Origin of the sequence: Wenyingzhuangia aestuarii, assembly GCF_011927765.1 — a bacterium.
Taxonomy (GTDB): Bacteria; Bacteroidota; Bacteroidia; order Flavobacteriales; family Flavobacteriaceae; genus Wenyingzhuangia; species Wenyingzhuangia aestuarii.
Genome location: NZ_JAATJG010000005.1, coordinates 185,516 through 200,406 on the forward strand (window position 1 = coordinate 185,516; position 14,891 = coordinate 200,406).

At 31.8% G+C, this 14,891-nt stretch carries 13 protein-coding genes; 6 read left to right on the forward strand and 7 right to left on the reverse strand.

Annotated elements, in window-relative coordinates:
* Positions 1 to 173: 173 nt before the first annotated feature.
* From wecB to GGR97_RS06770, 5 genes are read right to left on the reverse strand one after another with little or no spacing between them, the layout of a single operon-like run.
* Positions 174 to 1,259, reverse strand: a complete 1,086-nt coding sequence (gene wecB / locus GGR97_RS06750) for a non-hydrolyzing UDP-N-acetylglucosamine 2-epimerase (RefSeq protein WP_167897758.1) — start codon at positions 1,257 to 1,259, stop codon at positions 174 to 176.
* Position 1,260: 1 nt separating this feature from the next.
* Positions 1,261 to 2,514: a glycosyltransferase family 4 protein gene (locus GGR97_RS06755; protein WP_167897759.1), complete on the reverse strand. Its 1,254-nt coding sequence runs from the start codon at positions 2,512 to 2,514 to the stop codon at positions 1,261 to 1,263.
* Between the two features lie 3 nt (positions 2,515 to 2,517).
* Positions 2,518 to 3,705 (reverse strand): glycosyltransferase family 4 protein, encoded by a 1,188-nt coding sequence (locus GGR97_RS06760; RefSeq protein WP_167897760.1) that lies wholly within the window; start codon positions 3,703 to 3,705, stop codon positions 2,518 to 2,520.
* 1 nt (position 3,706) lies between these two features.
* Positions 3,707 to 6,109, reverse strand: a complete 2,403-nt coding sequence (locus GGR97_RS06765; RefSeq protein ID WP_167897761.1) for a YfhO family protein — start codon at positions 6,107 to 6,109, stop codon at positions 3,707 to 3,709.
* Positions 6,110 to 6,141: 32 nt separating this feature from the next.
* On the reverse strand, positions 6,142 to 6,396 hold the full coding sequence (locus GGR97_RS06770) for a DUF4834 family protein (RefSeq protein WP_245229465.1): 255 nt from the start codon (positions 6,394 to 6,396) through the stop codon (positions 6,142 to 6,144).
* A gap of 96 nt (positions 6,397 to 6,492) precedes the next feature.
* Here GGR97_RS06770 and GGR97_RS06775 point away from each other — a divergent pair, with 96 nt between their 5' ends.
* From GGR97_RS06775 to GGR97_RS06790, 4 genes are all read left to right on the forward strand, one after another.
* A complete protein-coding gene (locus tag GGR97_RS06775) occupies positions 6,493 to 7,641 on the forward strand; it encodes a transporter (protein WP_167897762.1) in 1,149 nt (382 codons plus the stop codon).
* A gap of 4 nt (positions 7,642 to 7,645) precedes the next feature.
* The gene (locus GGR97_RS06780; protein ID WP_167897763.1) at positions 7,646 to 8,350 is read left to right on the forward strand and encodes a 16S rRNA (uracil(1498)-N(3))-methyltransferase; all 705 of its coding nucleotides are present in this window, start codon (positions 7,646 to 7,648) and stop codon (positions 8,348 to 8,350) included.
* A 5-nt stretch (positions 8,351 to 8,355) separates the two neighbouring features.
* Positions 8,356 to 9,615, forward strand: coding sequence for a UDP-N-acetylmuramoyl-tripeptide--D-alanyl-D-alanine ligase (locus GGR97_RS06785; RefSeq protein WP_167897764.1), 1,260 nt, complete (start codon positions 8,356 to 8,358; stop codon positions 9,613 to 9,615).
* 191 nt (positions 9,616 to 9,806) lie between these two features.
* A complete protein-coding gene (locus GGR97_RS06790; RefSeq protein WP_167897765.1) occupies positions 9,807 to 10,529 on the forward strand; it encodes a hypothetical protein in 723 nt (240 codons plus the stop codon).
* A 59-nt stretch (positions 10,530 to 10,588) separates the two neighbouring features.
* Here GGR97_RS06790 and GGR97_RS06795 read toward each other — a convergent pair whose 3' ends face one another.
* Complete coding sequence (locus tag GGR97_RS06795; RefSeq protein WP_167897766.1) at positions 10,589 to 11,443, reverse strand: N-acetylglucosamine kinase; 855 nt, start codon at positions 11,441 to 11,443, stop codon at positions 10,589 to 10,591.
* A 117-nt stretch (positions 11,444 to 11,560) separates the two neighbouring features.
* The gene (gene rpsA, locus GGR97_RS06800) at positions 11,561 to 13,351 is read right to left on the reverse strand and encodes a 30S ribosomal protein S1 (RefSeq protein WP_167897767.1); all 1,791 of its coding nucleotides are present in this window, start codon (positions 13,349 to 13,351) and stop codon (positions 11,561 to 11,563) included.
* 253 nt (positions 13,352 to 13,604) lie between these two features.
* Here rpsA and GGR97_RS06805 point away from each other — a divergent pair, with 253 nt between their 5' ends.
* Together GGR97_RS06805 and GGR97_RS06810 are read left to right on the forward strand one after the other, a co-directional pair.
* Positions 13,605 to 14,213 (forward strand): hypothetical protein, encoded by a 609-nt coding sequence (locus GGR97_RS06805; RefSeq protein ID WP_167897768.1) that lies wholly within the window; start codon positions 13,605 to 13,607, stop codon positions 14,211 to 14,213.
* A 12-nt stretch (positions 14,214 to 14,225) separates the two neighbouring features.
* Positions 14,226 to 14,891, forward strand: a complete 666-nt coding sequence (locus GGR97_RS06810; protein ID WP_167897769.1) for a hypothetical protein — start codon at positions 14,226 to 14,228, stop codon at positions 14,889 to 14,891.

The window sequence follows — 14,891 nt, forward strand, 5'->3', positions numbered from 1 at the left end:
GGTTGTTGGTTGTTGGTTGTTGGTTGTTGGTTGTTGGTTAAAAAAGATAGAAATACTCTTGTTCTCGACTACGCTCGAACACCTATTGATTATTTATTTTTCCTCAATTTATTAGATATACAAAGTTTATATTTTTTTCACATAAACTGGTCATCGATCTGAGTCGAGATGCATTAATTTTCAATTAACTCTTTAATTTCTCTGTAAATTGTTTCTCCCACTTGAGTTCCATATAAAGAAACAGAAAAGTTGTGTTTTGTTTTTTGTAATTCTTCAGAGGCATTAAAAATAGTTTGCGCATTACTTCCTGCTAATTTGGCAAAACCACCATCTACCAATTCAATCCATTCTGTTTCTTCTCTTGCAATTACACAAGGTTTGTTGTTAAAAAAAGCTTCTTTTTGTAAACCTCCACTATCGGTAACTACCAAAGCACAATGTTTTAGTAAAGCCAACATATCAAAATACCCAACAGGATCTATAAAAGTAATAGGATAATTTAAGTTGTGATTTTCTAAAACTGATTTGGTTCTAGGATGCAATGGCATAACCACATGTTTGGTGTTGTGAATTTTCGTCAATCCCTCAAAAACTCCTTTTAAAGCAGATAAATCATCTGTGTTTTCTTGCCTGTGAATGGTTGCCAATACAAACTTGTTAGTCTGTAAGTTATTATTTTGTAATACTATGGCTTTTTCATCAGACAAAGCACCGTAAAACTCCACTGCATCTTTCATAATGTCTCCTGAATTCACAATTTTTATGTTGTGATTTGCAAAGCTCTCTTTTTCTAAATTGTCAATTGCAGTTTGTGTAGGACACAATAATAAATTAGAAATTCTGTCTGTTAAAATTCTATTTACTTCTTCTGGCATACTCATATTATAAGAACGCAAACCAGCCTCTATGTGAATAACCTTTATTCCCAATTTTTGAGCAGCTAATGCTCCAGCTAATGTTGAATTGGTATCTCCATACACAACCACCGCATCTGGTTTTTCAAACACTAAAACTTCTTCTATTTTAGAGAGCATTTGTCCCGTCATGGCTCCATGACTCAATCCATTAATATTTAAATTGTACTTAGGAACGGGAATTTGCATTTCATCAAAAAACACCCTACTCATATTATTATCGTAATGCTGACCTGTATGTATAATAACTTCCTCAATAGTATTGTATTCAGAAATTACTCTACTTAACACCGCAGCTTTTACAAACTGAGGTCTTGCTCCTAATATGGTAACTATTTTTTTCAAATTATGATTTAATAATGTTTGCTAATTCTGCTGTTAATGCCTTTCTATGGTACTGCTCCACTCCCACTGCATTTATATTTAACGCACCTTGCTGGTATTGTTTGTGTAAATCTACAAGTATTTCTTTTAACTTTTCAGTTTCTTTAAAGTCTACCACAAAACCTGCTTTTGCTTTTTCTAAAATTACTGCCAAATCTCCATTAGTAGGAGCAATGGCCACAACTGGTCTTTGTGCTTGTAAATATTCAAAAATTTTACCCGTTACAATTCCTTTGGCACTTGGTACATTGTTTACTGCTAATAACAATACTTGCGATTTTTGTTGATAAGCTTTTACTTCTTCATGAGGTAAATAATCCACAAAAGAAACATTGTCTAACAAACCAAAATCTTGAATACTTTGTTGTACTTCAATCGCTATTTTTCCGATTAACTGAATTTTAAAATCAATAGTTTCTTTTAAAGCTGATAAAGCTTGCCATAAAATTAATGGATTTCTATCGGCATTTAACATCCCTACGTGAGTAATGGTAAATTCTTTATCTAGATTCGTTTCATTGCTCAATTCACCATCAAATCCATTGGTGATGACATGTACATTTTTAGAGAACTCATCATAGGATGCTTTCATAGTTTGTCCTACCACCAAAACCTCATCAGCATTTTTTAAAACTTGTTGTTCTAATTTTTGATGTTTTAGAATTGATTTTTGAGTTAATGGTAATTGATGAAAATAATCTATTTCTGTCCACGGGTCTCTAAAATCTGCAATCCAACGAATTCCTAATTTCTTTTTCAAACCCAATGCAATCATATGCGTTGTGTGTGGTGGACCTGTAGAAATAATAGTATCAATCTTATTTTCTGATATATATTTTTCTAAATAAGTAATCGATGGTTTGATCCAGAACATTCTAGCATCTGGAATAAAATAATTTGCTCTTATGTAAGTAGCAATCTTAGAAACCACTCCTTTTTTGGCTCCTAAAAAACCTGCACTTGTTTTTACATTTTTGTTTTTAGAAAATATAGAAGCCAATTGATAAGGCTCCCAAATAGATTGTTTTATCACCTCTACTCCCTCAGGAATATCGGCTTGTAAAGTAGCATCGGTTATTGGATAATCTGGATTGTCTACCGTATAAACCACAGGAGTAACACCAAAGTCTTGTAAATATTTTACAAACTTTAGCCAACGCTGTACTCCCGAGCCACCTGCTGGAGGCCAATAATAAGTAATAATGACTACTTTCAAGATCTATAGTTGATTATATAATTCTACCAATTGTTTAGACGTTTTTTCCCATACAAATTCTTCTTTCACAAACTTGCTTCCATTCTTTCCTTTCTGAATTCTTAATTCAGGGTTGTTTGCCAATTGTAATACTTTTTCTGTAAAATCGGCCACATCTTTATCTGCATGTACCCAACCAGCATCTACCTTTTCAATCAATGTTTTTTGCGCAATGGCATTGCTTACTAAAACAGGTTTTTCAAAACTCATGTATTGAAACAATTTATTTGCATAAGCCACATCGTGCTGAATATTTCTATGCAACGGAGAAATGCAAACCGTACTTGCTTTTATATACGATGGAAATAAAGCTACGTTTTGCCAACCTTCAAAATCTACATATTTTTCTACTCCTAAATCCGATACTTGTTGTTTTAAAATAGCATCTGTAGTATTGCTTCCTACAATCACCAATTTTAGATTCGCAATTTTTTTAGACAACGTTGATACGGCACTAATTGCTGTTTGTAAACCTCTTCTTAAATGTGTATCTCCTAAATATAAAATCACAAAACAATCTTTGTACTTTTCTAAAATAGACACTTCTGTAACAGCCTCATCATAAAAACTTTTTCTGATGGTATTTGGAACCAAAACTATTTTGTTTTTGGCAATTTTAGTTCTAGTCACCACCTCATTCACAAACTCTGGAGAAACTGTAATTACCTTATCGGCCTTTTGAATAAACTCCTCTTCTTTTACTTTCCATTTTTTAGGAGAAATAATGTACTTACCTGGGAATTTTTGCAAATGTGGATAGAACTGCATGATTTCTGGTAGGTTGTCATGCAAATCTAACACGGTTTTTAGTTTGCTTTTTTGATTGGCTTCAAAAACCGCTTCTGCAATTCTAATATCGTGAATATGTAAAACTTCTATTTGATGTGTTTTGATGAATGACTGTATTTTTTTAGCCATTATCCAAGTATAAAACGGAATAGTGTAAGCCAATGCCGATAATTTATACTCTAATTTATTAGAAGGGTAACGACAAACTTGAATTCCGTTGATCACTTCTTTTTGGGATTGATGCTCATCATATTTTAAACAAAACAGAAAGACATCGTGCCCTTGTTTTACCAAGGTTGATGCTTCGTTTTCTACCCTTACATCGGGTGGAAACGTTTTGTCTAAAATCATTCCTATACGCATGTTATTTTTTGTTTTTTGAAGTCACATAAAATAACAATCCTGATAATACAATCAACAAACCATACCCCAACAAACTAATCATGCTTCCTTGTTGAATTACTTGTGGTTCAAATTTAAATTCAATCACATGCTTTCCTGCAGGAACATTCATAGCTCTTAACACGTAATTGGCTCTAAAATGTGGCGTAAACGCTCCATCTATATAAGCATTCCATCCTGGTTGGTAATAAATTTCTGAAAACACCAATAACTGTGGTTTTTCAGATTGATACTCATAAATTAATTGATTGGCTTGGTAAGATTTTAAAGTTACAACTGCGGTAGTATCTTGAACTACTTTAGCTACGGAAAACTCATTGGTATTCACAACCACATCGTTCTTAGCATCAAAATCTGACAGCGCTAAAATTTCTTCGTTAGCATTGTTAACTTCTATAATATTACTTGTAAACCAAGCATTTCCATTCGCATCGGGATTACGTTGTACTTGCTTTTCTCCTTTTTCGTTAGGAGTAATAAAATATTTAGTGTTTAGCATATTAAACACTTCCATGTTATTTTTAGACAATTGAAAATCTACCAATTCTTGATATCTTCTCAACTTTGCAGCGTGATAACCTCCAATAGATTTATGATAATAAGAGGTCGCTCCATCACTCATAAAGTTCCCTACTAAATTCACCACTCTATAATGACCTTTGTCTTGTAATATTTGTTTGTCTATCGATGTTTTAGAAAAAGGTTTTTCTACTTTATAAGCCGGTAAAAAATCATCATCGTTTACATATCTTTTGGCAACTCCCATGGTATCAAACAACAATACCAATCCTAAAACAAGAATTCCATATTGTTTTTTGAGCTTATCAGTTAATACCACCCAAACAATTCCAAGGGTAAGAGCTACTAAAACTATAGAACGGATACTATCTGCTAATAGAATGGCTTTTCTATCCGCTTGCAAAGCTCCTATAAATCCTGGAATTTGTTGATTGTAATAAGCATCATTTCCTCCTACAAAAGAATAAAACAATCCTCCTAACAATCCAAAAACAACGACAATTCCTCCTACAATTCCTCCTCCTTTTTTAAGGGCTTCTATTTTTTCTGATTTTGAAACCTCATCAGAAAACAACTCTTTTAATGCTAACATTCCTAACAAAGGAATACAAACTTCTGCAATAACTTGTATAGAGGATACGGCTCTAAATTTGTTATACAACGGAACAAAATCAATAAATAAATCGGTTAAAAAACCAAAGTTTTTACCCCAACTCATTAAAATAGAAAAAATAGTAGCCGCTATCAATCCTTTCTTTAACCAACCTTTTACCAAAAAAGCTCCAACAAAAAACAACAATACAAACACCACTCCTATGTAAGCAGGGGCAGCTACTATTGGCTGACTTCCCCAATAGGTAGGTACATTTTTAGAAAAATTTGCTGCTTGACTAGCTCCTATTTTAGGTGCTAAAAATTTGTATGTGTTAGAGTCTGTTCCTAAATCTTCGCTATTTGCTCCACCTGTTAATCTAGGGATGATTAGATTTAAAGTTTCTAAAATTCCATAACTATATTCAGTAATGTAATCTTTAGACAATCCTGTAGATGCTTTTTTAGATTTACCATCAGGACTAATCGTTAACTCACTTTTACTACGTGTACTATGTTCTGCATATTCTTTGGTTGCTAATAAACTTTGAGCATTCATTAACAACCCAATTAGCATAGCTACAACAGCAAAAGAAATAGGCTTAATAACTTGTTTGATAGCTCCTTGTTTCATTTGAGTTAACACATAAAACAATCCTGTAATAATTAATAAAAACACCAAGTAATAAGTCATTTGTGGGTGACTTGTCTGAATTTCAAGTCCCATGGCTACAGCTGTTAACACAAATCCAACTAAGAATTTACGTTGAAACAGCAACAACATTCCAGACAACACCAATGGAATGTATCCTATAGCATGTGCTTTTGCATTGTGCCCTACTCCTAAAATAATAATAAAATAAGTTGAAAACCCAAAAGCAAGAGAACCTATTAAGGCCAATTTCCAATCGAATTTTAAAACGGTTAACAATACAAAGAACCCTACAAAATATAAAAACAAATAATCTGCAGGTCTTGGTAAAAAGCGAATAAGACTATCTACAGTTTTTAAATAATTGTGCGGATAATAAGTACTTAACTGATACGATGGCATTCCACCAAAAGCAGCATCTGTCCAAAAAGCCTCTTCTCCTTTTTGCTCTCTAAAATCATTTAATTCTTTAGACATTCCTCTAAACTGAGCAATATCGCTCTGAAAAAGTTTGTCTCCACTTAAAACTGGCTTAAAATAAAAAAGAGCTACTACACAAAAAGTGACAAGTACTCCTATGTAAACAGCTATCTGTTTCAACATTTTGTTGTTTTTCAAAATCTAATTTTTTGGAGTTAATCTACCTCTTCATAATCCACATACTCTCCAACATTGTCATTCACAATGTTTCTTTCTTGTGGTTTTTTATCAATAGTAGTTGTACCTTCTTTTGTTACCGGCTCTTTTTGGACTTGTTGTCCTGTCTGTTTCTGCACATACTTCACCAATAAAATCGGAGCAATATACTTCATAAAAAACTTAAGAACATAGTATACTGCTATTATAATCACTAGGGTTCTAATCAATCCCATAAAACTTGCTTCTTGCATTAAAAAATCTTTTGTTCCCCAAAAATAATAATTTGAAAACGAACCCGACCACCCCAGTATAAAATATTATATTTACAGCTATAATTTTTTGTATACATGAACAGATTCCTCTTAAGCTTTTTTTGTTTTTTCCTTTATACTGCTACAAATTACGCTCAGTACACAAACATTATAAACTCTAACAAACCTGGGCATACAGAAACCCCGTATGCTTTAGGAACAAATGTTTTGCAGTTTGAAAACACGGTTCTATACAATAGCTTAGACAGTCAACATATTGAATCTAATTCTTATAGCAACAATTTTAATATGAGATATGGATTTTGGAAAGAAAAATTAGAGGCCTCTTTGGATCATATATTCACCACTCAAAATTTTAATGCAACCAATAGTAATATTACAGGTACAGAAATACTTTCTGTGGGGTTAAAATATTTAATCTACCAACACATACAAAAAGAAAGTCCAGCAGTTAAAAAAAGTTGGAAAAGAAGATATGGTTTTAAATACAATGGACTAATACCTAGTATAGCTGCAAAACTTCAAATAAACACCCCATTAACCAATTTAAATTTTAGCAACGGGGGGAGTACTACACTTTCTACCAGTATTATTGCCCAAAACCACATTAATCAAAAAGTTAGAATTAACAATCAGTTTGATTACAAATACATTGGAGGAGATATGCCAGAATTTATTTACACACTATCTTCTTCTTATGTAATGGCAAAAAGATTTAATCCTTATCTAGAAGCTAGATATCACAACCTTAAAGATTTTAACTATTTTAATATAGGAGTAGGAACCCCTTTTTTAGTAAATAGAGATTTTTCTGTTGCAGTACACTATAATCTGGCTACTGGTAAAAACACCAGAGGATCTGAATTTGGAATTAATGCTTCTTACAGGATAGATAATCATTATGACAGATGGGAATATATTGATGTAAAAAAAGAGGAAGAACCAAAACCTATTATCCGCAAAAAAGTGGAGAAAAAAGAAGAAGAGTTTGTTGATGAAATTTTGTTAGACGAAAAAAACAAAACCAAAGAAGAAATTCTGAACGAATACTTTAGACAACAAGATGAAGCCTTAAGAAAGCAAGAGGAAAAAGACAGAAAAGAAGAAGAGGAAAGATTAAAGCGTGAAGAAAAAGAGCGTAAGAAAAAAGAAAAAGAACGCAAACGAAGCAAAAAGCGTAAAGTAAAAAAGAAAGAAATGGACGACGTAATCTTAAGTTATTAATCTGATGATATTATCTATTAGCGAACATATACAACCTACGGATACTACTTTTACTTTTGATAAAGACGAAAGTAGACATTTAATAAAGGTGCTTAGAAAAAAAGAAGGAGATCCTGTTTATATTACCAATGGGAAAGGATCTTTTTTTACAACAGAAATTAGTTTAGCCAACGAGAAAAAATGTACCGTAACAGTTAACTCTGTTGAGTTTAAAGAAAAAAACAGACCTTTTCACCTACACATTGCCATTGCTCCTACCAAATTAAACGATAGGTACGAATGGTTTTTAGAAAAAGCAGTAGAAATTGGAATTGATGAAATTACTCCTATTATCTGTAAAAATTCAGAACGAAAAGTGATTAAATTAGACAGAATGAATAAAATTATTCACTCTGCTGTAAAACAATCTTTACAATTTCATGTTCCTATTTTAAACCAAGCTATTTCTTTTGATGAGTTTTTAAGCAAACAAAATGCTACTCAGAAATATATAGCACATTGCGAAGACGAAAACAACAAACAATATTTACAACACATTGCCAAACCTACAAATGATATTTTAGTATTAGTAGGACCCGAGGGTGATTTTACACCTAAGGAAATAAACAAAGCAATTCAATCTAATTTTATTCCAGTAACCTTAGGAAACAATAGACTAAGAACCGAAACTGCAGGAATTTACATCTCTTCTTTAATGACCTTATTATAGTATCTATGAAAACACTAGAACTACATGAATTGTTTTTAAATCAAAAACAAAACTTTACTACCGATACTAGAAAAATAACCCAAGGGGCTATTTTTTTTGCCTTAAAAGGAGAACGATTTAATGCCAATACTTTTGCCAAACAAGCTTTAGAACAAGGTGCTGCTTATGTTGTTATTGATGAAGAAGAATTTTACATAGACCATAGAACTATTTTAGTCCCTAATGTATTAGACAAACTTCAGCAATTAGCACATTATCACAGAGAATATTTAGCCATTCCTATTATTGCTTTAACGGGTAGTAATGGTAAAACAACTACTAAGGAATTAATTAGAGAAGTGTTAGCAACACAATACAATGTAACTGCTACTGTTGGTAATTTAAACAACCATATTGGAGTTCCTCTTACCTTATTAAGCATGACTGCCAAAACTGAAATTGGAGTGGTAGAAATGGGTGCCAATCATTTAAAAGAAATTCAACATTTATGTTTTATTGCTGCACCAAACTACGGATACATTACCAATTTTGGAAAAGCCCATTTAGAAGGCTTTGGATCTGAAGAAGGAATTATACAAGGAAAATCCGAAATGTACAATTACATCGCCAATTCAGAAGGAACTGCTTTTGTGAATCAGGAAGAGCAAAGAATGGTTGATGAAGCAGAATACTGTGAATGTATTTTTATAAATCCACACGAAACTCCTTTGCTAGAATTAACCCCTTACGTTCAGTTAGCTTATGACAATCATGTAATTCAATCCAACCTAATTGGTAAATACAATTACAATAATATTATTGCTGCCATAACCATAGGAAACCACTTTAACATTGCTGATGAAAATATTAAAAAAGCCATAGAAAGTTATATTCCAGAAAACAATCGTTCTCAAATTATTCAAAAAAATGGCAATCAAATAATTTTAGATGCCTACAATGCCAATCCTACAAGTATGGAGGCCGCTTTGGATAATTTAAACTCACTTGACGAAGTTCATAAATCAGTGATTTTAGGTGATATGTTTGAATTAGGAAGCACTAGTGCCACCGAACACAAAAACATTGTTAAAAAAGCTTTAGACAGTAAATTTGATACCATTATTTTTATAGGTGAAAACTTTTATCAACAAAAACAAAACGGAGCTCATTTCTTTGCTTCTTTTGATGAATTAAAAGACAATTTTCCTTTAAATTTTAACAATCATACGCTCTTAATTAAAGGATCTAGAGGTATGGCTCTGGAAAGAGTTTTAGATATTTTATAAAATAATATACTTCTAAAAAGGGCTTAAAGAACTTATTCTTTAAGCCCTTTTTTATTAAACAACATACTGAAAAACAAGACAATAAACACTACACCAATCTAGCTAATAGATTTATGGCATGCTCTTTGGATTCTAACCCATGTTAAGTCACTTGAAATAAAGAGACATTGTTCCATTTAAAATAGTAGATCATGAAAAAGTTATTCTTATTTTTTGCTTCTTGTTTTTTGATTACAGCAACAGCATCTGCAACCACAACATATAGTAATGATACTCCTTTTGTTTTTATAGAAAATGGAGTTGAGTATGCCATATTTAAAAATGGGGAATTTGATTTTAACATCATCAACCCAAGAACCTCTAGAGTAAATATCAACACTTCATTTGTTAATGTGAGTTTTAATTCTGGTCGTAATTACGCACCTTATATCCAAAGAAACAGGTATGGTGATATTGTTAGAATTGACAACACATCTATTTATTACGATTACAACGGTAGAGTAAATAGAGTAGGTAGCGTAGCTATTAGATACAACAGATCTGGATATGTACAGGCTATTGGTAATTTAAACATTCAGTACACTAATTATGGAAGAAACTATGTTTGTACGGGATCTGTAAACAGAATTAACTACCATTACAAACCTATAAGCAGACATTATAAAAAACCTACAAGACATCACCACGCTTATGTAGTTAAAAAAACTCCTGTAAGACATTATTCATACAATAGAAATACAACTAAAAAATCCCCTGAAAGATATTACTCAAGCAATAGTTCTAAACGTAAAGATAAAATAGATAACTCTTCTAAAAAAAGAGAGTTTACAAAGCAGAAAACTAAAAAAGAAACTACCAAGAAGGAATCTAGCTCTAGTAGTTACAGAAAGAATAGTAACAGCTATAGACGATAAGCTTAAAAAAAAGGATACTAAATAATTTAGTATCCTTTTTTAGTATTGGTGATTAACATTTAGTTAATTAAGTATTTTTTGTGATAAGCAATCATATTATCAATAGGTCTTTGGATAGCTCCTGCAAAATTCAAATCAAATTTAGTAGCTACCTTTTCTATAATATTTGAAAAATAGTACGCTACAGAACCTATAAAATAAATAGGTGTTTCTTTTCCCTTACCGTAAGGTAAAACTCTATAACGGAAAAATTCATCTACTCCCTTTTCAATTAAACCAGTAATATAATCATGGTCTTTAAACTCAAACATAAAAGCAGCATGTGTTGCTAAATAAGTATTAGGAGCATCACCTCTATACAATTCATGCTTTATATAATCTGCCTCTAAATTATAATCCGCAGCAAACTTTAATCTTATTTCTTCTGGCATTATTTTATAATAGTAATCTCTGATTAACTTTTTACCAAAATAATTACCACTAGCCTCATCCATAATTGCCCATCCTAAAGAAACAGAACAACTATGATTTACTTCACCATCAAAATAACAACTATTAGATCCTGTACCTAGAATACATACAATTGCAGGTTCTGCTTCTGAAGCTGCATATACAGCCGCCAACATATCTTCGGCAACTACAACTTCTGCATTTTTAAACACCTTTGTAAAAACTTCTGTTAGTGTTTTAATTGCTTTGGCAGTACCACAACCCGCCCCATAAAAAAACACTTGAGTAACCTCATCTACAACAGGTCCAATTTCAGGATTTATTAGTACTCTTTTTTCTAAAAGATTTTTATCAACAATAGCAGGATTTAATCCTTCTGATCTTGTTTTAAACTTTTCTGATTTATCTTTATTAAGAGCAATCCAATCTACCTTAGTAGAACCCCCGTCAGCAATTAATATCATATGTTTTTATTTAGTTTGGTTTGTTAAAAAAGTGCTGTAAATATACAAATATGTTCCATAAAAAAAGCTGATTTGAATCATCAAATCAGCTTTTTAGTATTTCAAAAGAAAGAAATATTATTTCCCTTCCATTTTTTTCTTTAAGTCTGCTAAACCAGCGATATCTCCGAAAGTTGATTTTTCAGAAGATTCAACCTTTTTAGCTTGAGCCTTAATGTTCTTAGCTTCAGCTTCTTTAAAAGTAGCTGTGTGAGAAGCAACAATTCTTCTAAATTCTTTAGAGAACTCAATTACTTTAAAAATTGCAGTATCTCCTTTGTTAATTTTAGAACCGTCTTCTTTTTCTAATAAACGACCTGGTACGAAAGCTTCAACTCCACCTGCGAAATCAACAACTGCTCCTTTGTCTGTTTTCTCCTTAACTGTTCCTTCGTGATCAGTGTTTAAAGCAAACGTAGCTTCGTGAGCATCCCAAGGGTTATCTTGAGTTTGTTTGTGTCCTAAGTTTAATTTTCTGTTTTCAACGTCTAATTCTAACACTTGAACATCTAATTTATCACCTACAGCAACAAAGTCAGATGGGTGCTTAATTTTCTTAGTCCAAGATAAATCAGAAATGTATACCAATCCATCAATTCCTTCTTCTAACTCAACAAATACTCCAAAGTTAGTGTAGTTACGAACAACTCCAGAATGAGTTGATCCTACAGGATACTTAGCAGTAATATCAGCCCAAGGATCTGGGTGTAATTGCTTGATACCTAATGACATTTTACGCTCTTCTCTATCTAAAGTTAAGATTTGCGCATCAACCTCATCTCCTACTTTTACGAAATCTTGAGCAGAACGTAAGTGAGTAGACCAAGACATTTCAGAAACGTGAATTAATCCTTCAACTCCTTCAGCAACCTCGATGAATGCACCGTAGTCAGCTAAAACAACAACTTTACCTTTTACTTTATCTCCAACATTTAAGTCAGCACTTAAAGCATCCCAAGGGTGTTGAGACAATTGCTTTAATCCTAATTGGATTCTAGTTTTCTTGTCATCAAAGTCTAAGATTACAACGTTTAATTTTTGATCTAATTCAACAACCTCAGATGGGTGGTTGATTCTAGACCATGATAAGTCAGTAATGTGAATTAAACCATCTACTCCTCCTAAATCTACGAATACACCGTAAGAAGTAACGTTTTTAACAATACCTTCTAATACTTGACCTTTTTCTAATCCAGAAATGATTTCTCTCTTCTGAACTTCGATATCAGCCTCGATAAGAGCTTTGTGAGATACAACAACGTTCTTAAATTCGTGGTTGATTTTCACAACTTTGAATTCCATTGTTTTGTCTACGTACTGATCGTAATCTCTAATTGGCTTAACATCAATTTGAGATCCTGGTAAGAATGCTTCAATTCCAAAAACATCAACAATCATACCTCCTCTAGTTCTACACTTAACGTATCCGTTAACTACTTCACCAGATTCTTGAGCAGCAATTACTCTATCCCAAGCTTTGATTACTCTTGCTTTTTTGTGAGACAATACTAATTGTCCTGAGTGATCTTCTCTTCTATCAACTAAAACCTCTACTTTATCTCCAACAGCTAAGTTAGGGTTGTAACGGAATTCGTTTAAAGAAATAACTCCTTCTGATTTAGAGTTAATATCGATGATCGCGTCACGGTCAGTAATACGAACTACAGTTCCTTCAATTACATCGCGCTCGTTTACGAAACCTACAGTTCCTTCTAATGCAGCATCAAACTCTTTTAATTGAGCCTCATCAACTTCATCAATACCTTCTTCGTATTTATGCCAGTTAAAATCTGCTAAAAATTGTTGTGGGTTTACTTGTACAGTTTCTTGCTCTTGAGCTTCTACTGCGTTTGTGTTTTCTTCAGACATGTGTCTAAAATAATTTGTATCTAGCTGATAATCAGTTTTAAAAAGCGAGTAACAACAACTAAAGATGTTATTTTTAAATATTTTTCAATCCTTTCTTAAACCTAGCTCGCTAAAAAGGACTGCAAATATACAAATTATTTTTAAAGCTAAACCATCAGTTAATCAGAAAATTAGACTTTATAATTTCCAATTATTTTTAGGTTAACATCAACAATAAAAAGGTAAAATATTTATGTTTGTTAAAAAAACTGTGATGAAATATTTAATCTATTTCTATCTCTTAACCTGTGGTATGGTTATGGGACAGAATAGTAGTTCTATTGAGAAACCTCACCTAGAAAATAGAAATGAAATTTTTATAGGATCTAACATTTCTCGTTATAATTCTATGACTGAAATTGGTTATGAATTCCAATCCTCTGATCATTTTAGTCTTATCGCTTCAGCAACTATTTCTTTATTCCCTGATGATTTCTACTATAACGATGACTTAGAAAAAAACAAATTTGGTTTAAACCTAAAGGGTAGATATTATTTTAAATACTTTATCACACATAGTCTATTCTATTTGTTTTTTGATAACAACATTAAAGTAAGACATTTTACAGAAGGTGTTCTTGGATATGGATACAATTCTAGAATGATTAGTTATAGATATTTGGATAACAATAATGATTACGTTCTTGATAGAAAAAAAACAAATGAAAACAATGTAATGCTTTCTGCTGGAGTTGGAACCAAGTATTTACTTGATAAAAAATTTAGCTTTGATTATTCCTTTGGTATTGGGAATCATGTATTTTCTAAAAAGCCAGACACTGTCTTTGGTTATTTTAAAATGGGAGTTGGTTATAGATTTTAAAAAATTGATAAAATGAAAAAGATATTTATATTTAGTGTTTTGATAGCCGTATTTTTTAGTTGTGATTATTATTATGACGACTATTATTACGATGAAACAACTGACTTTTCTAAAGACATTTCTAACAAACAGAGTTTTTATTTTTCAACTCCCGTGGCTCTTTCCATTTTAGAATCTAAAGTTGTAAATGATACCGCTTATTACAAAGTTGGAGATACATTAAAGCTATCTCTAAATTTAAACAGCATTTATCAAGAAAACGCTACTGATTCTTACAATATTTTTAAATCTACAAAAGCTACTTCTTTTTATTACTCCTTACACAGAAGTGATGAAATAGATAGTGATATCATAAATTTAAAAGTTATAGAAAAATATCCTGAATTAACTTCTGGAGAATTAACCGAAGAAGAAATACAAACCTCTCCATATTATAAAAATTTATATATAAATCACGACAATATAAAAGCTGTATTAAATACGGAGACTAACATTTATGAATCTAAAATTGGTTTGGTATTAAAAAAGCCTACTGGTTTTTATGATAATTATCGTTACCCACTTTATATATCTACTAGCAGTTATGTTTCAAATGATAATTATGAAGCTAACAGTGTAATCATAAATATTCCTATCTTCTCTAGTATTAGCAAAAGTGTTGTATATATAAATGAGTAG